At 72.5% G+C, this 19,906-nt stretch carries 15 protein-coding genes and 1 pseudogene; 10 read left to right on the top strand and 6 right to left on the bottom strand.

Going from position 1 to position 19,906, the window contains the following annotated elements; translation table 11 throughout:
* Positions 1-76: 76 nt before the first annotated feature.
* Positions 77-550: a PaaI family thioesterase gene (locus tag CFW40_RS08245; protein WP_088797168.1), complete on the bottom strand. Its 474-nt coding sequence runs from the start codon at positions 548-550 to the stop codon at positions 77-79.
* Positions 551-666: 116 nt separating this feature from the next.
* Positions 667-2,967 carry an FdhF/YdeP family oxidoreductase gene (locus CFW40_RS08240; protein ID WP_088797167.1) on the bottom strand — a complete coding sequence of 767 codons (2,301 nt, stop codon included), beginning with the start codon at positions 2,965-2,967 and terminating at the stop codon, positions 667-669.
* A 316-nt stretch (positions 2,968-3,283) separates the two neighbouring features.
* Here CFW40_RS08240 and polA point away from each other — a divergent pair, with 316 nt between their 5' ends.
* Both polA and CFW40_RS08230 read left to right on the top strand, forming a co-directional pair.
* Entirely contained in the window at positions 3,284-6,022 is a 2,739-nt protein-coding gene (polA, locus tag CFW40_RS08235) for a DNA polymerase I (protein WP_088797166.1), read from the top strand.
* Between the two features lie 191 nt (positions 6,023-6,213).
* On the top strand, positions 6,214-6,918 hold the full coding sequence (locus CFW40_RS08230) for a rhomboid-like protein (RefSeq protein ID WP_088797165.1): 705 nt from the start codon (positions 6,214-6,216) through the stop codon (positions 6,916-6,918).
* Between the two features lie 37 nt (positions 6,919-6,955).
* Here CFW40_RS08230 and CFW40_RS37935 read toward each other — a convergent pair.
* Positions 6,956-7,054: pseudogene (locus tag CFW40_RS37935) on the bottom strand (DUF4184 family protein); the annotation flags it as partial.
* 152 nt (positions 7,055-7,206) lie between these two features.
* Between CFW40_RS37935 and CFW40_RS08225 the strand changes: the two are divergent.
* The 3 genes from CFW40_RS08225 to CFW40_RS08220 all read left to right on the top strand — a co-directional run bounded on the left by CFW40_RS08225 (position 7,207) and on the right by CFW40_RS08220 (position 10,598).
* Complete coding sequence (locus tag CFW40_RS08225) at positions 7,207-8,997, top strand: lytic transglycosylase (RefSeq protein WP_088797164.1); 1,791 nt, start codon at positions 7,207-7,209, stop codon at positions 8,995-8,997.
* A 326-nt stretch (positions 8,998-9,323) separates the two neighbouring features.
* Positions 9,324-9,458: an SPW_0924 family protein gene (locus CFW40_RS36055; RefSeq protein ID WP_107440506.1), complete on the top strand. Its 135-nt coding sequence runs from the start codon at positions 9,324-9,326 to the stop codon at positions 9,456-9,458.
* A 111-nt stretch (positions 9,459-9,569) separates the two neighbouring features.
* Positions 9,570-10,598, top strand: a complete 1,029-nt coding sequence (locus CFW40_RS08220; protein ID WP_176960228.1) for a DUF3068 domain-containing protein — start codon at positions 9,570-9,572, stop codon at positions 10,596-10,598.
* A 38-nt stretch (positions 10,599-10,636) separates the two neighbouring features.
* Here the strand turns inward: CFW40_RS08220 and CFW40_RS08215 are convergent, their stop codons facing one another.
* Positions 10,637-13,393, bottom strand: coding sequence for an ATP-dependent RNA helicase (locus CFW40_RS08215; RefSeq protein WP_088801970.1), 2,757 nt, complete (start codon positions 13,391-13,393; stop codon positions 10,637-10,639).
* Positions 13,390-14,277 (bottom strand): class I SAM-dependent methyltransferase, encoded by an 888-nt coding sequence (locus CFW40_RS08210; RefSeq protein ID WP_088797163.1) that lies wholly within the window; start codon positions 14,275-14,277, stop codon positions 13,390-13,392. The genes CFW40_RS08215 and CFW40_RS08210 overlap by 4 nt, the downstream gene beginning before the upstream one ends.
* Positions 14,278-14,655: 378 nt before the next feature.
* On the opposite strand from CFW40_RS08210, the gene rpsA reads away from it, so the two are divergent.
* The 5 genes from rpsA (at position 14,656) to CFW40_RS08185 (ending at position 19,464) form a co-directional block, all read left to right on the top strand.
* On the top strand, positions 14,656-16,176 hold the full coding sequence (rpsA, locus tag CFW40_RS08205) for a 30S ribosomal protein S1 (RefSeq protein ID WP_033271630.1): 1,521 nt from the start codon (positions 14,656-14,658) through the stop codon (positions 16,174-16,176).
* Between the two features lie 416 nt (positions 16,177-16,592).
* Positions 16,593-17,546 (top strand): PAC2 family protein, encoded by a 954-nt coding sequence (locus tag CFW40_RS08200; protein ID WP_088797162.1) that lies wholly within the window; start codon positions 16,593-16,595, stop codon positions 17,544-17,546.
* 179 nt (positions 17,547-17,725) lie between these two features.
* Positions 17,726-18,316, top strand: coding sequence for a dephospho-CoA kinase (coaE, locus tag CFW40_RS08195; protein WP_088797161.1), 591 nt, complete (start codon positions 17,726-17,728; stop codon positions 18,314-18,316).
* 161 nt (positions 18,317-18,477) lie between these two features.
* Positions 18,478-18,816, top strand: a complete 339-nt coding sequence (locus CFW40_RS08190; protein WP_088801969.1) for a cupin domain-containing protein — start codon at positions 18,478-18,480, stop codon at positions 18,814-18,816.
* 216 nt (positions 18,817-19,032) lie between these two features.
* Positions 19,033-19,464, top strand: coding sequence for a tetratricopeptide repeat protein (locus CFW40_RS08185; RefSeq protein ID WP_088797160.1), 432 nt, complete (start codon positions 19,033-19,035; stop codon positions 19,462-19,464).
* A gap of 118 nt (positions 19,465-19,582) precedes the next feature.
* Here CFW40_RS08185 and CFW40_RS08180 read toward each other — a convergent pair whose 3' ends face one another.
* Complete coding sequence (locus CFW40_RS08180; RefSeq protein WP_088797159.1) at positions 19,583-19,897, bottom strand: DUF6343 family protein; 315 nt, start codon at positions 19,895-19,897, stop codon at positions 19,583-19,585.
* Positions 19,898-19,906: the final 9 nt, after the last annotated feature.

Raw genomic sequence — 19,906 nt, 5'->3', positions numbered from 1 at the left:
AAGACGTACGGCCCCGCACCCGGGGTCCGGGTGCGGGGCCGTTGAGAGCGGCCGGCGGTCCGCCGGCCGGTGCGGGTCAGCTGCGGTAGATGTCGGCGTCCGTCTCGCGCAGCATGCAGGTCAGGCGGGCGGTGCAGACCCGCTTGTCGTCTTCGTCGGTGATGACGATCTCGTAGGTGGCCGTGGACCGGCCGCGGTGTACGGGGGTGGCGACGCCGGTGACCAGGCCGGAGCGGGCGCCGCGGTGGTGGGTGCAGTTGAGGTCGACGCCCACGGCGATCCTGGTGGGGCCGCCGTGCAGCATGGAGCCGACGGAGCCGAGGGTTTCGGCCAGGACGGCGGAGGCGCCGCCGTGCAGGAGTCCGTAGGGCTGGGTGTTGCCCTCGATGGGCATGGTGCCGACGACACGCTCGGGGGCGGCTTCGGTGACCTGTACGCTCATCCGCTCGCCGAGGTGCCCGGCGGAGAAGAAGGAGGGCAGGTCGAGGCCGAGGCCGGCCCACTGGTCGAGGACTTCCTGCGGAAACTTGGTCGTGCTCTGCTCACCCATGCCTACGGCTCCGTTCGCTCGCCCGTGATCGTCGTCGATCCGTGCCTGTTCCTATCAGGCCCCTGAGCAAGCGCTCAGCGCGGGGTTGTTGTTCCCGCCGGCCGGCCCGGTGGCGGTCAGTCCTCGCGGGGGCTCTCCAGGCGGATCACGAGCGACTTGGCGGCGGGGGTGTTGCTGGTGTCGGCGGTGTGGTCGAGCGGGATGAGGACGTTGGTCTCGGGGTAGTAGGCGGCCGCGCAGCCGCGGGCCGTCGGGTAGTGCACCACCCGGAAGCCGGGCGCGCGCCGCTCGCTGCCGTCCGTCCACTCGCTGACCAGGTCGGTGTACGCCCCGTCGGCCAGGCCCCGTTCGCGGGCGTCGTCGGGGTGGACGAGGACCACGCGGCGGCCGTTTTTGATGCCGCGGTAGCGGTCGTCGAGGCCGTAGATGGTGGTGTTGTACTGGTCGTGGGAGCGCAGTGTCTGCAGCAGCAGCCGTCCCTCGGGGACGGTGGGGCAGGTGACGGGCGCGGCGGTGAAGTTGGCCTTCCCGGTGGCAGTGGGGAAGCTGCGGCTGTCCCGGGGGGCGTGCGGGAGGGCGAAGCCCCCGGGGCGGGCGATCTTGGTGTTGAAGTCCTCGAAGCCCGGGATGACGCGGGCGATGCGGTCGCGGATCGTCGCGTAGTCCTTCTCGAACTCCTCCCAGGGGGTGTGGCTCTCCTCGCCCAGGACGCGGCGGGCCAGGCGGGCGACGATGGCGGTCTCGGACAGCAGCTGAGGGCTCGCGGGTGCCAGGCGGCCCCGGGAGGCGTGCACCATGCCCATGGAGTCCTCGACGGTCACGAACTGTTCCGTGCGCTTCCCGTCCGGGCCGGTCTGTACATCGCGTTCGGTGCGGCCGAGGGTCGGCAGGATCAGCGCGCGGGCACCGGTGACCGCGTGCGAGCGGTTGAGCTTGGTGGAGACGTGGACGGTCAGCCGGGCGCGGCGCATGGCGGCCTCGGTGACGTCGGTGTCGGGGGTGGCGGCCACGAAGTTGCCGCCCATCGCGAAGAACACCTTGGCCTGCCCGTCGCGCAGTGCGCGGATGGCGCGGACGACGTCGAGTCCGTGCTCCCGGGGCGGGGCGAAGCCGAACTCCTTCTCCAGGGCGTCGAGGAAGGCGGGGGCGGGGCGCTCGAAGATGCCCATGGTGCGGTCGCCCTGGACGTTGCTGTGGCCGCGTACGGGGCAGACGCCGGCCCCGGGGCGCCCGATGTTGCCGCGCAGCAGGAGGAAGTTGACGACTTCCTGGATGGTGGGGACGGAGTGCTTGTGCTGGGTCAGGCCCATCGCCCAGCACACGATGGTGCGGCGCGAGTCGAGGATCATGGCCAGGGCGCGGTCGATCTCCGCGCGGGTCAGGCCGGTGGCGCGCAGCGTCGCGTCCCAGTCGTCGTCGGCGCGGGCCTGCTGGGCGAACTCCTCGAAGCCGTGGGTGTGGGTGCGGATGAAGTCCTCGTCGAGGGCGCCGTCGGTGTCGAGGAGGAGGCGGTTGAGGGCGCGGAAGAGCGCCTGGTCGCCGCCGAGACGGACCTGGAGGAAGAGGTCGGTGAGCGCGGTGCCGCCGCCGGCCAGGCCGCGCGGGGTCTGCGGGTTCTTGAAGCGTTCCAGGCCGGCTTCGGGCAGCGGATTGATCGAGATGATCTTCGTGCCGCCGGCCTTGGCCTTCTCCAGGGCGGTGAGCATCCGGGGGTGGTTGGTGCCCGGGTTCTGTCCGGCGATGATGATCAGGTCGGCCTGGTAGAGGTCCTCCAGGAGGACGCTGCCCTTGCCGATGCCGATGGTCTCCGTCAGCGCGGAGCCCGACGACTCGTGGCACATGTTGGAGCAGTCGGGGAGGTTGTTGGTGCCGAATTCGCGGGCGAAGAGCTGGTAGAGGAAGGCGGCCTCGTTGCTGGTGCGGCCGGAGGTGTAGAAGACGGCCTCGTCGGGGGAGCCGAGGGCGGTCAGCTCCTCGCCGACGATGTCGAAGGCCCGCTCCCAGGTCACCGGCTCGTAGTGGTCGGCGCCCTCGGGGAGGTACATGGGGTGGGTGAGGCGGCCCTGCTGGCCGAGCCAGTAGCCGCTGCGGGTCGCGAGGTCGGCGACGGAGTGGTCGGCGAAGAAGTCCGGGGTGACACGGCGCAGGGTGGCTTCTTCGGCTACGGCCTTGGCGCCGTTCTCGCAGAATTCGGCGGTGTGCGGCTTGTCGGGCTCGGGCCAGGCGCAGCCGGGGCAGTCGAAGCCGTCGCGCTGGTTGACGCGCAGCAGGGTGAGGGCGGTACGGCGGACGCCCATCTGCTGCTGGGAGATGCGCAGGGCGTGGGTGATGGCCGGCAGTCCCACGGCGGAGTGCTGGGGTTGGCTGACCTGGGGCGCGTCCTGGACGGGGTCCGACGCGGGCGGCTTGCCTGCCATGGCGCTCTCCCTTGAGCCTGAGCTGCTGCTCGCTCCGCCGGGTGTGGCGGATCGTTGCTGTACACAGCGGATCGTTGCTGTACGCATCCGATCCTGTCACGGACGCGGGGGGTGGTGTAGGGGCGAGTGGGGGCCGCGGCTGCGGTGGGGCGGCCGGGGCGGGCCGGGGTGGTGTGCGGAGGCGGCCGGGGGCGGTGTCCGTGACGGTCAGGGGAGGTGCGCGGGCCCGGTCCGGCGCGGTCCGGGGCCGGGCCGCGGCGAGGAGCCGTGACCGTCGCGGCGGGGATTGTCAGTGGGGCGTGGCAGGATCGGGGGCGTGGCAGCAAAGGCAGCGAAGAAGAGCGAAGCGACCGGCACCGAGGCGGCGGCGGGGGGTCGTCCCCGCCTGCTCCTGATGGACGGGCATTCCATGGCATACCGGGCGTTCTTCGCCCTGCCCGTGGAGAATTTCACGACCGTCACGGGACAACCGACCAATGCGATCTACGGCTTCGCGTCGATGCTCGCGAACACCCTGCGCGACGAGGCGCCCACGCACTTCGCGGTGGCCTTCGACGTCTCGCGCAAGACCTGGCGGTCCGAGGAGTTCGCCGACTACAAGGCGAACCGTTCCAAGACCCCCGACGAGTTCAAGGGCCAGGTCGAGCTGATCGGCGAGCTGCTCGACGCGATGCGCGTCAAGCGGTTCGCGGTCGAGGGCTTCGAGGCCGACGACGTCATCGCCACGCTCACCGAGCAGGCCACCGCCCAGGGCTTCGAGGTCTCGATCGTCACGGGCGACCGCGACTCCTTCCAGCTGGTCTCCGACGACGTCACGGTCCTCTACCCCACCAAGGGCGTCTCGGAGCTGACCCGCTTCACCCCGGAGGAGGTCTTCGCGAAGTACGGCCTGACCCCCGCCCAGTACCCGGACTTCGCCGCGCTGCGCGGCGACCCGTCGGACAACCTCCCCGGCATCCCGGGCGTCGGCCCGAAGACCGCCACGAAGTGGATCAACGAGTTCGGTTCGTTCGCCGAGCTGGTGGAGCGCGCCGAGGAGGTCAAGGGCAAGGCGGGCGTCAACCTCCGCGAGCACCTGGAAGCGGTGAAGCTCAACCGCCGGCTCACGGAGATGGTGCGCGATGTCGCGCTGCCGTGCGGCCCGGCGGAGCTGGTCCGCGAGGCGTACGACCGCGATGCGCTCACGGTGTTCCTCAACGGTCTGGAGATCCGCAACCAGGGTCTGCGCGACCGGCTGCACGCCGTCGATCCCGGAGCCGCCGAGGCCGCCGAGGAGGCCGCCCCGGCCCCGGGCGTCGAGGTGGACGGCACGGTCCTCGGCACCGGCGAACTCGCTCCGTGGCTGGCCGAACACGGCACGGGCCCGCTGGGTGTGGCCACGGTCGACGTCTGGACGCTGGGCAGCGGCAGCGTCGCCGAGGTGGCGCTGGCGGCCCCCGCGGGACCGGCCGCCTGGTTCGACCCCGCCCAGCTCGACGAGGCCGACGAGCGGGCCTTCGCCGCCTGGAGCGCGGACGCCGCCCGTCCCAAGGTGATGCACAACGCCAAGGGCCTGATGCGGGTCTTCGGCGAGCACGGATGGCGCATCGAGGGCGTCTCCATGGACACCGCCCTGGCCGCCTATCTGGTCAAGCCCGGCCGCCGCTCCTTCGCGCTGGACGCGCTCTCCCTCGAATACCTGGGGCGCGATCTCGCCCCGGCCGCGGCCGGCGACGGCCAGCTCGCCTTCGGCGCGGACGAGGAGGCCGCGGCGGACGCCCTGATGGGGCAGGCCCGTACGGTCCTCGACCTGGGGACGGCGTTCGAGGCGAAGCTGGCGGAGGTCGGCGCGGCCGATCTGCTGCGCGAGGTGGAGCTGCCGACCAGCGAGCTGCTGGCCCGGATGGAGCGGGCCGGTATCGCCGCGGACCGGGGCTGGCTGGAGCGGATGGAGCAGCAGTTCGCGGGGGCGGTGCAGCAGGCCGTCAAGGAGGCGCATGCCGCCGCGGGCCATGAGTTCAACCTCGGCTCGCCCAAGCAGCTGCAGGAAGTCCTCTTCGGCGAGCTGGGCCTGCCCAAGACCAAGAAGACCAAGACGGGCTACACGACCGACGCCGATGCCCTGGCCTGGCTGGCGTCGCAGACCGACAACGAGCTCCCGGTGATCATGCTCAGGCACCGTGAGCAGGCCAAGCTGCGCACGACCGTCGAGGGCCTGATCAAGACCATCGGCGCCGACGGCCGGATCCACACCACCTTCAACCAGACCGTCGCGGCCACCGGACGGCTGTCCTCCACGGACCCCAACCTCCAGAACATCCCGGTGCGCACGGACGAGGGCCGGGCGATCCGCCGCGGCTTCGTGGTCGGTGAGGGCTTCGAGTCGCTGCTGACCGCCGACTACAGCCAGATCGAGCTGCGGGTGATGGCGCACCTCTCCGAGGACGAGGGCCTGATCGAGGCGTTCACCTCCGGCGAGGACCTGCACACCACCGTCGCCTCCCACGTCTTCTCGGTCGACAAGACCGAGGTCGACCCGGAGATGCGCCGCAAGATCAAGGCGATGTCCTACGGCCTGGCCTACGGCCTGTCGGCGTTCGGCCTCTCCCAGCAGCTGGGCATCCAGCCCGACGAGGCCCGCAAGCTGATGGACAACTTCTTCGAGCGCTTCGGCGGGGTGCGCGACTACCTCCAGCGTGCGGTGGAAGAGGCCCGCGCCACCGGCTACACCGAGACGATGCTCGGCCGCCGCCGCTACCTCCCCGATCTCAACAGCGACAACCGCCAGCGCCGCGAAATGGCCGAGCGGATGGCGCTGAACGCCCCGATCCAGGGCACCGCCGCCGATATCGTCAAGATCGCGATGCTACGGGTCGACGCGGCGCTGCGGGCCGCCGAGCTGCGGTCGCGGATGCTGCTCCAGGTCCATGACGAAATCGTCGTCGAGGTCGCCCCCGGCGAACGCAAGAAGGTCGAGGAACTGCTCCGCCGGGAGATGGCCGCGGCGGTCCAGCTGAGCGCCCCGCTGGACGTCTCGGTCGGCTCCGGCAAGGACTGGGAGTCGGCGGCGCACTGAGGCGGGGAGCGGGCCGGGTGTGGCGCGGGCGCCCCGCGCCCACCCGGCCAGGCGGTCCGGCCGCAACCCGGCCCGCACCGCACCGAGTTGCGGCCAATTCCGGCCCGCTCGACGGTGGCCCGAAAGCGGTCGTCGCCCGGCGCGTCATGGATCCGGTTCATTCGGAAGCGCTCTGCTTTGATCACTCCGTGATGCGTCGCGCGGCCCGAGCCCTGGGCACCTATGTCTCCCGCAGCCCGGTGACGGCCGGATATGCCGGACTGCTGTTGTCGACGCATCTCTGGTGCACCGCGGTGCTGTCCACCGCGGAGGCACAGCGTGTGGTGCTCGGCGTCAGTACGAATCTGGACAACCTGCAGGACCATCCGGTCCGTGTCCTGGCCGGCAGCATGCTGTTCTTCGACGGCACGCTGACCGAGGTCACCTCGGAGGCCTTCGCCGGCACGCTGATCACGCTCGGTCTCGGCGTCGTGGTCTGCCTGGCGTGGCTGGAGCGACGGTACGGAGCGGGGCGTGCCTACGCCCTCTTCGTCCTGGGGCATCTCGCCGCCACGCTGCTGACCGTGCCGTTGATCCACGTGGCTCTCGCCCACGGCTGGTACCCGGACGGCGTCCGGCACTCCACCGACTTCGGCATCAGTTACGGGGCCGAGACGGCGCTTGCGACCGGGGCGCTCCTGCTGCGCCGGGCGCGGTGGCCCGCGGCGGCCGGTGTCGTCGCCTGGCCGGTGCTCGGCGGCGACTGGAGCGGGGAGCTGCCCGACTTCACCACGGTCGGACATCTGCTGGCGGCCGCCATCGGCTTCGTCTGCGGAGTCTGCCTGCTGCGGGCCGCCCGGCGCGCCGCCCCGGCCCCGGCCCCGGTGCCGCAACCCGGCCCGGCACTGGCCGAGTAGCCCGACGGGTGCCGCGGGCGCGGGCACGGGGCAGGCGCCCGGTCACGAGCGCCGAGGAGAGCAACGGACCGCGCGCCGCACCGGTCCGCCGGAGGTCTGGGAGCACGGCCGCGGCATGACTGAGCGTAAACGGCAGGGCGCCTTGCCTGGATCGATTCGGATCATTATGTGTCCGATGTTGGTGGTAGATGCCGGGCCCGACTTGTCGTAGTGTCACCTGAGTTGGAGCGCTGGGGAGCGCAACACCGCGTCAGGGACGCGGTAGGGCAACGCGGAGGGGAACCACGTATGGCAGCCACATTCCGAAGGCGGCTCCGGAGGGGAGCGGCCTCGACAGCGGTGGCGGCCGTGGTGCTCGCCGCCCTGACGGCCTCTCAGGCACCCGCCGCCACCGAGGACTCGGCCGCCAAGGGGCAGCAGCCCACCCCACCCGCCGACACCCCCATCGACGGTGGTTCGGCGTACTTCACCGACCGGCCGCCCGTCCACAGGCCGGCACCACCGCACGGTACGCACCACACCGGCCAGGGTCCCGTCCTCGGCACCGGGCCCGCCGAAGCCGGTCTGCCCGCCACCGTCCTGGCCGCGTACAAGAAGGCCGCCTCGGCGGTCGGTGCGTCCGATCCGGGCTGCCGGCTGCCCTGGCAACTGCTCGCCGGAATCGGCAAGGTCGAGTCCGGCCAGGCACGCGGCGGCGCCGTCGACGCCGAGGGCACCACCCTTCAGCCGATCCTCGGCCCGCAGCTCAACGGCCACGGCTTCGCCCTGATCAAGGACACCGACGGCGGCCGCTACGACGGCGACCTCACCCACGACCGTGCCGTGGGCCCGATGCAGTTCATCCCCTCCACCTGGTCCAACGGCGGCACCGACGGCACCGGTTGGGGCGCCGACGGCAACGGCGACGGCAAGAAGGACCCCCACAACGTCTTCGACGCGGCCCTCGCCGCGGGCCACTACCTCTGCGCCGGCGGCCGCGATCTGTCGGTCCAGGACGACCTGGACCGGGCGATACTCGGCTACAACGCGTCCGAGGACTACCTGCGGACGGTGCTGTCCTGGTACGAGTTCTACCGCAAGGGCACCCACGAGGTCCCGGACGGCCGGGGCGTCCTTCCGGTGCACCGCGACGGCGCGGGCCGGACCGGCAGCCATGGCGGCCGCACCGGCGGCGGTACGCAGCACCAGCACGGCTCCGGCGCCCCGGGCCGCCACCCGGGCTCCGGCAAGACCGGCAAGCCGAACCACCCCGGCAAGCCCGGCCCTTCCCACGGCACCGACCCCACCCCGGGCGGCACGGGCACGCCTTCCCCGAAGCCCACCCCGACGCCGCCCGCCCCGAAGCCGCCGACCGAGCCCACCCGGCTCACCGTCCTCGAACGGGTCGGCGACGAGGACCTGAGCGCCACCGCCGGCGGCGAGTTCGTCACGTCGCCGCGGGTACGCGCCAAGGACGCCGCCGGCAAGGCGGTCGCCGGCGCCCCCGTCCGCTTCACCCTGCCCGCGTCCACCGGCGCCCGCTTCCCCGGTAACGCCACCTCTGTCACCGTCCTGACGGACAAGGACGGCCTCGCCACCGCTCCCACGCTGCACGCGGGCGACAAGGCCGGCGCCTTCACCATCCGGGCCACCGCCGTGGGCCGTACCGCCCCCGCCGTCGCCTTCGGCGCCACCGTCAAGGCCAAGCCTGCCCCGAAGGCCGACAAGATCGCCCGCACCTCGGACAAGGAGCTGACGGCGACCGCCGGACAGCCCTTCGCCGAGGACGCGGTCGAGGTCGAGGCCACCTACCAGGGCGAGGCCGCGCCGGGCGTGGCGATCACCGCGACCATGGTGACGGCAGGACCGAAGCCCGAGGAGAACGACAAGGGCCCCTACTTCAAGGACCCCGCGGCCACCGGCGGCGCCAAGGACAAGCCGGTCCGCACCCTCACCGGGCTCACCACGGACGCCAACGGCCTGCTGAAGCTCCCGAAGATCTACACCGACAAGCACGCCGGCACGTTCCTGCTGCGGCTGACCACCGCCGACGGCGCCGTCCTCACCGTCAAGCTGAAGGTCGCCCCGGCCGGTTCCTGACCACACCGCGGCCCGCACCCCGGCCGGGCCCCGACCGCACCCCGGCCGGTTCCCGAGCCCGCCGGTCCGCCACCGGTCCGGTACCGCGCCACCCGGTCCGCCACCGGTCCGGTACCGCGCCACCCGGTCCGCCACCGGTCCGGTACCGCGCCACCCGGTCCGCCGCCACGGCCGGCCGGTCAGCCGGGCCGGCCGCCGCGCCGGCCCGACACCGCCGTCCTGCCCTCCGTCCAGGGCAGGACGGCGGTGTCACGTGTTCTCATCTCGGCCGCCCGTTGCTACGGTGCCCCCGCCCTGACGCTGTATCAGCTACCGGGAGGCCGACCATGCGCGCCCTGACAGCAGCCGCGGCCGGACTGGCCGCCGCGCTCGCGCTCGTCCTCACCCTCACGGCGACCGGCGCACCCCGCGGCACGACCTCGCCCAAGCCGCTGCTGACCACCGTCCCCAAGCACCCCTGACGGAGGGACGCCACCGCCATGCGCCGCACCGAGCCCCCAGGGAAGCCCGCCCGCACGCCTCCGGCCGCCCCCCGCACCGCCGGCCCCGGCCGGCGCGGAGAAGCGCGAGGGATGCGCCGCCCGGCGAGCCTGGTGCTGCTCGCCCTCGCCGTCTTCTTCACCGCGCTGTCCCCGCTGATGCGGTGGTACGCCTTTCCGCGGCTCGCCAAGATCCCGCCCGGTCAGTACCAGGACATGGTCCTGGAGGCCAGGCCCGCCACCCTCCTCAACTACGGGACGATGAAGGCCGAGCGCGTCCCCAAGGTCACCATCGTGCAGACCCTCAAGGGCGATGTCGCCGCCTCCGAGCGCATCGAGCGGTCCGCGGGCCACGATGTCGTCGTCTGGAACGCGCTGTCCTACGTCGTGGGCCCCGACGGCAAGATGGTCTCCGAAATCCCCGAGCGCTACCTCTTCGACGCACACTCCCAGGAACCCGTGCACGCCACCGGCGAGATGGTCGACGGCGACCCGGTGCGCCGCGAGGGCATCGAGTACAAGTGGCCGTTCCTCACCGAGAAGCGCGACTACGCCTACTTCGACGCCCAGACCCGCAGCTCGGCCCCCATCCACTACAGGGGCACCCGCACCTTCCACGGCCTGGAGGTCTACTACTTCGAGCAGACCGTCCCCTGGACCAAGGTCGCGTTCCCCAAGAAAATGCCGGTCAAGGGCATCACCCCCGAGTCCGTCGAGAAGATGGGCACCACCCGCTGGTACACCACCAAGCGGATGTTCTGGGTGGAGCCGGTCACCGGCGCGCCGGTCAACGGCCAGGAGATCCATCGGGAGGAGCTGCGCGGCGGCCAACTGCTGCCCAAGGGCGGCAAGGTCACGGCGTTCGCCGGCGAGGTGAAGATGCGCGACGACTACATCGACTCCACCGTGGCCCTGGTGACCTCGCAGCGCACCCTCGTCCTGCTGCTCACCCGCTACCTCCCCTGGGGATGCCTGCTCCTCGGCGCCGCCCTGCTCGCCCTGAGCCTGCACCTCGAAGCGCGCGGCCGCCGCCCCGCGCGGTGGCCGGCAAGGCGCCCGCCCCCGCGCCGCCGTCGTCCGGCGACGGCGTTGTCAGTGCCGGCCCGTAACGTGGACACATGACGTCAGCGAGCCGCCTCCGCGCCCCTCCGGGCCCGCGCTCAGTCCCGCCCCCGCCGCGCCGAGGTGTGCCGGGTCGGCTCGGCCGCCGAAGGGTCCTGTGGCCAGGGATGCTTGGGGTAGCGCCCGCGCAACTCCGCGCGCACGGACCGGTACCCGTCCCGCCAGAAGGAGGCGAGATCCGCCGTGACGGCAGCCGGACGCCCCGCGGGGGACAGCAGATGCACCAGCACGGGAACCCGCCCGCCGGCCACCCGCGGCGACTCCTGCAGGCCGAACAACTCCTGGAGTTTGACGGCCAGTACGGGCTGCTCACCCTCGTAATCCACCCGCACCCGCGAACCACTCGGCACCTCGATGCGCTCCGGTGCCAGCTCGTCGAAGCGCGCCGCGTCACCGGTCGTCCAGGGCAGCAGCCGGGCCAGCGCCTGCCCCGCATCGACCCGTGCCAGGTCGGCCCGCCGCCGCGCCCGGCCGAGCTCCACCCCCAGCCACTCCTCGACGCGCTCCAGCAGCGCCGCGTCCGAGACATCGGGCCACGGCGCGCCCAGCTCCCGGTGCAAAAACGCCAGCCGCTGCCGCAGCGAGGCCGCCCCCGGCGGCCACCGCAGCAGACCGAACCCCTCCCGCCGCAGGCCCGAGATCACCGCATCCCGCAGCAGCCCGGGGTCGGGCGCGGCCAGCGGCCGGGACGCCAGCTCGATCGCCCCCAGCCGGGTCACGCTCCTGGCCACCACGTCACCGTCCGCCCAGCGCACCTCCTCACCGGTGGAGTACAGCGCCCGCGCCGCGGCGCATGCCGTGTCCTCATCGATCACCGCCGCGAGCCGCACCCGCGCCGACACCGCCGCCACCGGCCGGTCCGCCACCGCAACCGCCAGCCACCCCGCATCCCGCAGCCCCGATCCGCCGCCCCCGTCCGAAGGACCCGCGTGGTGCCCCCGTCCTGCCTGCGCCCCCGGGCCCGGCCCTGCCCCCGCCAACTCGGCGCCGGTCCCCGACGCCATGAGATAACTCCCGCCCCCGCGGGCGCGTGCCACCCGCTCCGGGAAGGCCAACGCGGCAAGGAGGCCGGCGACCGCATCGTCGGTGACCGCTGCCGCCGTGCCGCCCCCGCTCCCGGCTCCGCTCCGCCTGCCGCCGGTGACCGCAGCGGCCCGGCCGCCCACGCCCTCGGCGGCGCTCCGGCTTCGTCCGACACCGGGCCCCGCGCCCGCTCCTGTGCCGACGGGCTCCGCGCCCGCTCCTCCGCCGACGGGCTCCGCGCCCGACCCGGCCCACGGCTCCCCGGCCGCCGACGCCAGGCGCCGCGCCTCCTGCCGCCACCGCGCTGCGTACGCATCGCCGCCCCGCCGCGCGGTGCGCCACGCGGCCGCCAGATCGTCCCCGTACGCCCGCGGCGGTTCCTCGCTCAGCAGGGCGACCACCTCCGCGGCGCGGCGCAGGCCGACCTCCGGTGCGCCGTCCAGCAGGGCGCGCGCCAGCCGGGGATGCAGTCCGAGCCGTGCCATCCGCACACCCCGCGCCGTTGCCCGGCCGCTCTCGTCCGCGGCACCGATCGCCGTCAAGACCTCCCGTGCCACGGCCAGCGCACCGGCCGGCGGCGCGTCGAGCAGGGCGAGACCGGCGGCTGCCGGATCGCCCCAGCAGGCCGCCTGCAGGGCGAACGCCGTCAGATCGGCGACCTTGATCTCCGGATCGGGGAACGCCGGCAGCCGCCCGTCCTCGCCCTGCGCCCAGCAGCGGTACACCACCCCCGGCGCCTCGCGCCCCGCCCGGCCGGCGCGCTGACGGCCCGCGGCCCGGGAGGCCCGCACGGTCGTGAGCGCGCTGAGCCCCCGCGCATGATCCGTCCGCGGCACCCGCGCCAGCCCGCTGTCCACCACCACCCGCACGCCCGGCACGGTCAGGCTGGACTCCGCCACCGAGGTCGCCAGCACCACTCTGCGCAGGCCGTCCCCGCCCGCCAGTACGGCGTCCTGCACCTCGGCCGGGGCCCGCCCGTGCACCTGCAGCACCTCGGCGTCCACCCCGGCCAGCTCCCCGGCGACCCGCCCGATCTCCCCGACACCGGGGAGGAAACACAGCACATCACCTGTCTGCTCGCGCAGCGCCCGCCGCACCACCGCCGCCACATGCGCCAGCAGCGCCGGATCGACGCGCATCCCGTGCGCCGGCCGCACCGGCCGCTCCGGTGGCGCCCACACGACCTCCACCGGATGCGACACACCCGCCGCCTCGACCACCGGCGCCGGGCCTTCCGAGCCGCCCAGCAGCCGCGCCCAGCCCCCGGCATCCGTCGTGGCCGACGCCGCCACCAGCCGCAGGTCGGGCCGCAAGGTCTCCCGTACGTCCAGGAGGAACGCCGCGGAGGTATCGGCGTCGAGATGCCGCTCATGACACTCGTCGAGGACCACCACATCGACGTCCGCCAGCTCCGGATCGCGCTGCAGCCGCTGCAGCAGCACCCCGGTCGTCACCACTTCCACGGTGGTACGGGGCCCGGCCCGGCGCTCCCCGCGCACCGTGAACCCGACCCGGTCCCCGGCCTTCTCGCCCAGCAGCCAGGCCATCCGCCGCGCGGCCGCACGCGCCGCGATCCGGCGCGGCTCGGCGACCAGCACCCGCCGCTTCGGCCCCTCGCCGGTCAGGCCCGCCAGCTCCAGCGGCACCAGTGTCGTCTTGCCGGTGCCCGGCGGCGCGCACAGCACCGCGGCACCGGGCCCGTCGAGGGCGGCGCGCAGCGCGGGCAGCGCGGTGCGCACGGGCAGCTGGTCAAGGGCGTCACGGCGGATCACGCCCCCAGTCTGCCGCCCCGGCCGGGCCCGCCGGCCCGCCAGGGAGCCGACGCGGTCCGCTGAGGAGCCACCGCCGAGCACACGAAGATCGCCGTCCCCGGGATCAGATGGCCGCGCAGCGGGGACCAGCCGCCCCACTCCTGGGTGTTCCATTCGGGCCATTCCGGTTCGACGAGATCCTCCAGCCGGAATCCGGCCGCGACCACGTCCCGCACCCGGTCGCCCAGCGTCCGGTGGTGCTCGACGTACACGGCCCGGCCGGATTCGTCCTGCTCGACGTACGGCGTGCGGTCGAAGTAGGACGCACCCACCGACAGCCCCTCCGGCCCCGGCTCATCGGGGAAGGCCCAGCGGATCGGGTGCGAGACGGAGAAGACGAACCGGCCACCCGGCCGCAGCACCCGGCGCACCTCGCGCAGCACCCGCACCGGATCGGCGACGAACGGCAGCGCCCCGTACGCGGAACAGGCGAGGTCGAAGCTGCCGTCGCAGAACGGCAGCGCCCCGGCGTCCGCCTCGACCAGACCGAGGGCGTCCTCGCCCGGCCCGCCGGCGATCCGCAGGGCGTGCTGCAGCTGCCGGTGGGAGATGTCGAGCGCCACCGGGAGCGCGCCCTGCGCCGCCAGCCAGCGGGAACACTGCGCCGCACCGGCTCCGATCTCCAGGACCCGGCGGCCCTTCAGCTCGGCCGCCGGCCCGAGGAGCGCGGCGTCCGCCTCGTCCAGTCCCTCCGGGCCCCAGATGAACCGGTCGTCCCCGAGGAAGGCACCGTGCTCGCTCTGGTACTCGTCCGCGTTGCTGTCCCACCAGCCCCGGCTGGCCCGGCTGCTTTCGGTGTCCGAGGCGTTACGGCGAGTCGCCTCCGGCTCGTGCTCTTGGTTCATCGCGCCCGTCGTCGTAAGGTTCGCTCTGCTTGTTGCTGCAGGGACTGTGAGGCCTTTCGACCTCGCGGAACATCGTGTGTGCCGGTTATGGGGCGTTTGCCCCCGGTGTGCGCGTTCGCGCATTGACCGGGTCCGGCTGCCCCCGTATGCTACAAGTTGCGCTGCGGGCTTGCGCGCCTCAGACGTAGCAGGCCGCGCTCGCATCTGTATGTATGTCCCCTCGGTTTTGAGGCGATCTCGGGTCGCTCAGGATGCTCAGGCATCCGCGGGCTTCCGGCGAAGGCGCCTTTGACACTGTCCGGCTTATGCAGAGGCGATACGGGCTCTCGGCGTAGCAGTACCTACGACTTCAATGTCCGCACCGGAGCCTTTACCCACATGACGAGCAGCACCGAGACCACCGCCACCACCCCGCAGGTTGCGGTCAACGACATCGGTAACGAGGAAGCCTTCCTCGCCGCGATCGACGAGACGATCAAGTACTTCAACGACGGCGACATCGTCGACGGCGTCATCGTGAAGGTCGACCGGGACGAGGTCCTGCTCGACATCGGTTACAAGACCGAAGGTGTGATCCCGAGCCGCGAGCTCTCGATCAAGCACGACGTCGACCCCAACGAGGTCGTTGCCGTCGGCGACGAGATCGAGGCCCTGGTCCTCCAGAAGGAGGACAAGGAAGGCCGCCTGATCCTCTCGAAGAAGCGTGCCCAGTACGAGCGCGCCTGGGGCACCATCGAGAAGATCAAGGAAGAGGACGGGATCGTCACCGGTACCGTCATCGAGGTCGTCAAGGGTGGTCTCATCCTCGACATCGGCCTCCGTGGCTTCCTCCCGGCCTCCCTGGTCGAGATGCGCCGCGTCCGCGACCTCCAGCCCTACGTGGGCAAGGAGCTCGAGGCCAAGATCATCGAGCTGGACAAGAACCGCAACAACGTGGTCCTGTCCCGCCGTGCCTGGCTGGAGCAGACCCAGAGCGAGGTCCGCCAGACCTTCCTCACCACCCTCCAGAAGGGTCAGGTGCGCTCCGGCGTCGTCTCCTCCATCGTCAACTTCGGTGCCTTCGTGGACCTGGGCGGCGTCGACGGTCTCGTCCACGTCTCCGAGCTGTCCTGGAAGCACATCGACCACCCGTCCGAGGTCGTCGAGGTCGGCCAGGAGGTCACGGTCGAGGTCCTGGACGTCGACATGGACCGCGAGCGCGTGTCCCTGTCGCTCAAGGCGACCCAGGAAGACCCGTGGCAGCAGTTCGCCCGGACCCACCAGATCGGTCAGGTCGTCCCGGGTAAGGTCACCAAGCTCGTTCCCTTCGGTGCGTTCGTGCGCGTCGACGAGGGCATCGAGGGCCTGGTCCACATCTCCGAGCTGGCCGAGCGCCACGTCGAGATCCCGGAGCAGGTCGTCCAGGTCAACGACGAGATCTTCGTCAAGGTCATCGACATCGACCTCGAGCGTCGCCGGATCTCGCTGTCGCTGAAGCAGGCCAACGAGTCCTTCGGCGCCGACCCGTCGGCCGTCGAGTTCGACCCGACCCTGTACGGCATGGCCGCGTCCTACGACGACCAGGGCAACTACATCTACCCCGAGGGCTTCGACCCCGAGACCAACGACTGGCTCGAGGGCTACGAGACCCAGCGCGAGGCCTGGGAGAACCAGTACGCCGAGGCGCAGCAGCGCTTCGAGCAGCACCAGGCTCAGGTCATCAAGTCCCGCGAGGCCGACGAGCAGGCTGCGGCCGAGGGTGCTGCGGCGCCGGCGGCGCAGGGTGGCGGCCAGGCCGGCGGCGGCAACGCCGGTGGCGGCGGCTCCTACTCCTCGGAGTCGGCGGACAACTCCGGCGCCCTGGCGTCGGACGAGGCCCTTGCCGCGCTCCGCGAGAAGCTGGCCGGCGGCCAGAGCTGAGCTCTTGCCGGTAGGCACTAGCCGATAGACGAAGGCCCGTTCCCGTAAGGGAGCGGGCCTTCGTCGTGTCCGGGGGCAGGCGCGGGGGTGCGGGCGGTGCGTGCCGCGCGGCAGGCGCGTGGGCGGCCAGGGGCGGCCAGGGGCGGCCGGGGGCGGTGGCGGCGCTCCGGCCGGGGATGTGGTGGGTGTGTGGAGGTGAATCCGCCCGGTGCGGCGGTGAGTTGAGGTTCCTTCAGGCGCGTGCGGGTTTCTGAAGCGGTGGGGGAGCGGGAACGGGAGCGGGGCCGGATCGGGAGCATGGGCCGGGCCGGTGCCGGGGCATGCGCGAGGCAGGGGGCTTCCCTCTCATCGGGAACCGGGAATGCCCGCGCCGGATCGTGCGTTGCCGCTGAGGAGAACGAGGAGGAGCAGTCACTGTGTTGGATCCCCAGGGTATGTACGAATGGGAGCCGAGCGGGCTCGCGGAGGTGGAGGCGATAGCCTCCAGGGACTCCGCCGGACTGGTGCTGCTGTACCACTTCGACGGGTACATCGACGCCGGCGAGACCGGCGACCAGATCGTTGAACGGCTTCTCGACGGCTTGCCGAACCAGGTCGTCGCCCGCTTCGACCACGACCGCCTCGTCGACTACCGCGCCCGCCGCCCCCTACTCACCTTCGAGCGCAACCGCTGGACCGCCTACGAGACCCCGGGTATCGAGCTGCGGCTCGTACGGGACACCACCGACGCGCCGTTCCTGCTGCTGTCCGGACCCGAACCGGACGTCGAGTGGGAGCGCTTCGCGGCCGCCGTGAAGGGGATCGTGGAGCGCCTCGGTGTACGCCTCTCGGTGAACTTCCACGGCATCCCCATGGGCGTGCCGCACACCCGCCCCGTAGGCATCACCCCGCACGGCAACCGCACCGATCTGATGCCCGGGCACGGCGGCTTCTTCGACGAGGCACAGGTGCCCGGCAGCGCGGAGGCGCTGATCGAGTTCCGGCTGGCGGAGGCGGGACACGACGTTCTGGGCGTGGCGGCGCACGTTCCGCACTACATCGCCCGGTCCGCCTATCCGGATGCCGCGCTGACAGCGCTGGAAGCCGTGACGGCCGCGACCGGGCTGGTGTTGCCGGGCGCCGCGCATACGCTGCGTACGGAGGCACTGCGGACGCAGGAGGAGATCGAGCGGCAGATCTCGGAGGGCGATGAGGAACTGGTCGCGCTGGTCCGCGGGCTGGAGCACCAGTACGACGCGGTGGCCGGGGCGGAGAGCCGGGGGAACTTGGTGGCCGAGCCGGTGGACCTGCCGTCGGCCGATGAGATCGGCAGGGAGTTCGAGCGCTTCCTGGCGGAGCGCGAGGGCGACGGCGGCGCCGGCGGGGCCTGAGCGAGCCGGAACCTGCCGGGGGTGAGGGGGAGGGGCATGTGTGAGCCGGGACGTGAGTGAAGCCGGGCATGAGGGAGGCCGGGCATGAGGGAGGCCGGGCATGAGGGAGGCCGGAGGGGAGCAGGCCGGAGCTGTCTCCTGCACTCCTGCCGTCCGCGCGCAGCGTATAGCGTGGGCCCATGGTGAAGGTGGGGCTGACCGGCGGAATCGGTGCGGGCAAGAGTGAGGTTTCGCGCTTGCTGGCGTCGTACGGCGCGGTGGTGGTGGACGCGGACAAGATCGCACGCGAGGTCGTCGAGCCGGGTACGCCGGGACTGGCGGCAGTGGTCGAGGAGTTCGGCAGCGACGTACTCGCGCCGGACGGCACGTTGGACCGGCCGAAGCTCGGCCGGATCGTGTTCTCCGACCCCGGGAAGCTGAAGGCGCTGAATGCGATTGTGCACCCGCTGGTGGGGGCGCGGTCGGCCGAACTCGAAGCCTCGGCCGGGCCGGACGCGGTGGTGGTGCACGATGTCCCGCTGCTGACGGAGAACGGCCTGGCACCGCTCTACGACCTGGTGGTCGTGGTCGACGCCGCGCAGCAGACCCAGCTGGACCGCTTGGTGCGGCTGCGCGGCATGGCGGAGGAGGAGGCCACCTCGCGGATGGAGGCCCAGGCCACCCGCGAACAGCGGCTGGCCGTCGCGGATCTCGTCATCGACAACGACGGGCCGCTGGACGCGCTGGAACCCCAGGTCCGCGCCGTATGGGAGCGACTGCGGAGCGACTGAGGCCGGAGGGTAACCTCGCCGCCATGACTGCTGCTTCCGATCTTGACGCCACGAACTCCGCGACCGGGCCCGCCGGTACCACGGAGCCGGGCTCCGGCCCCGGCTCGGTTGCCGAGTCCGCCGCGCCGCCCGTTGCCGGTGACCCGGCGCCCGCCTCGTTCGTGGTCAACATCCCCGGCATCGCGGATGCCGATCTGGAACCTGACCCGTTGGACCCCTCGCAGATCGTCGCGGGTGAGCCGGTGGTGACGGGCAAAGTGTTGTGGGAATCCCCCGACGGGCGGCAGCTCCGCGGAATCTGGCAGATCACACCGGGTGTGGTGACGGACACCGAGGCCAATGAGCTGTTCGTGGTCGTCAGCGGGCGCGCCACCATCGAGGTCGAGGGCGGCTCCGTGCTGGAGGTGGGACCCGGCGATGCCTGCGTGCTGCGCGAGGGCGACCGCACGCGGTGGACCGTACACGAGACGTTGCGCAAGGCGTACCACATCAGTCTGTAGGGAAGCGGACCGGTAGCGAGCGCCGGACCGGTAGTGAGCGGTCGGCGGTGCTCCTCCGCCGGCCCGGTCGGCTGTGCTCGCACAGGGGGCCGGAAGCCCCCCGGTTGAAGCCGTGCCGGCCAGGGAATGCCGCGGCCGACGGGAATGTTGTGCAGCAGGTAACGCCGGACGGTCCGTGGACGGTGCATGCGCCGACGGCGACGGAGAGGAGCAGCCGTGCCCGAGACCAGCCCCGAGACGCATGTCATCGACTTCCGCGCCGCGGAGCAGCTGTTGGCGGCCCGCGACCCACGCGGGGCGATCCGGCTGCTGGACTCGGTCATCACCGCGCACCCCGAGAACACCGCGGCCCGGCTGCTGCGCGCCCGTGCCTTCTTCCTCGCCGCTCAACTGCGGCCCGCGGAGCTCGAGTTCCAGATCGTGCTGGAACGCGAGCCGGACAACGCCTTCGCGCATTTCGCGCTCGGACGCACCCTGGAGCGTGCCGACCGCGCCGAGGAGGCGCTGCGCCACTTCCGGCTGGCAGCGGCTCTCGAACCGCGCCCGGAATTCATCGAGGCCGCCCGCTTTCCACTGGGTACGGGCAACGGCGACGGTGGCAACAACGGCGACCATGATCGGGGACACCCGGACGCCGGTCCGGAGTAGTCACGCCGTCCGCGACCCCCCGCACGGTCCACGCCGTCCGCGCCGTCCGCGCCGATCGCGGCCGGCGCGGCGCCCCGCCTTCGCCGCAAGCGTGACGTCGCGTCCCGCGCCGCGGTGACTACGGTCTGCTGTCCCGTCTCCGGCCGGGGCCGTTCCGTATGCCGAACGCGTCGTTGCGCCCTCGGTCGGGGGCGTACGGCGGTATGTCCCTTCCCGGCTGGTAGTGCGGTCCCTGGTGGATGTGGCGGATCACCACGGCCAGGTCGGTGGCCGCCACCAGGGCCAGCGCGGCACAGGCCGCCGCCCACTCAGGTCGCCCGGTATCGATGAAGGCCACGGTTCCGGCGATCGCCCACAGCAACCCCCACAGCGCCAGTCCGCAGCGGATTCTCAGCGGGCTACGTGCCTGAAGGGGCTCATTTCCCGTACGCATCGGCACCCA

Source organism: Streptomyces sp. 2114.4 (assembly GCF_900187385.1).
GTDB classification, from domain to species: Bacteria; Actinomycetota; Actinomycetes; order Streptomycetales; family Streptomycetaceae; genus Streptomyces; species Streptomyces mooreae.
The sequence above is the reverse complement of the archived record's forward strand: the minus strand, read 5'-3'. Positions and strand labels throughout refer to the sequence as shown.

What these genes read in the sequence shown, in the direction of transcription:
- CFW40_RS08225 (WP_088797164.1), top strand. Translation starts at nt 7,207, where the DNA reads ATGGCAGCCACATTCCGAAGGCGGCTCCGGAGGGGAGCGGCCTCGACA.
- CFW40_RS08245 (WP_088797168.1), bottom strand. Translation starts at nt 550, where the DNA reads ATGGGTGAGCAGAGCACGACCAAGTTTCCGCAGGAAGTCCTCGACCAG.
- CFW40_RS08240 (WP_088797167.1), bottom strand. Translation starts at nt 2,967, where the DNA reads ATGGCAGGCAAGCCGCCCGCGTCGGACCCCGTCCAGGACGCGCCCCAG.
- CFW40_RS08210 (WP_088797163.1), bottom strand. Translation starts at nt 14,277, where the DNA reads ATGAACCAAGAGCACGAGCCGGAGGCGACTCGCCGTAACGCCTCGGAC.
- rpsA (WP_033271630.1), top strand. Translation starts at nt 14,656, where the DNA reads ATGACGAGCAGCACCGAGACCACCGCCACCACCCCGCAGGTTGCGGTC.
- CFW40_RS08180 (WP_088797159.1), bottom strand. Translation starts at nt 19,897, where the DNA reads ATGCGTACGGGAAATGAGCCCCTTCAGGCACGTAGCCCGCTGAGAATC.
- CFW40_RS36055 (WP_107440506.1), top strand. Translation starts at nt 9,324, where the DNA reads ATGCGCGCCCTGACAGCAGCCGCGGCCGGACTGGCCGCCGCGCTCGCG.
- CFW40_RS08220 (WP_176960228.1), top strand. Translation starts at nt 9,570, where the DNA reads ATGCGCCGCCCGGCGAGCCTGGTGCTGCTCGCCCTCGCCGTCTTCTTC.
- coaE (WP_088797161.1), top strand. Translation starts at nt 17,726, where the DNA reads ATGGTGAAGGTGGGGCTGACCGGCGGAATCGGTGCGGGCAAGAGTGAG.
- CFW40_RS08230 (WP_088797165.1), top strand. Translation starts at nt 6,214, where the DNA reads ATGCGTCGCGCGGCCCGAGCCCTGGGCACCTATGTCTCCCGCAGCCCG.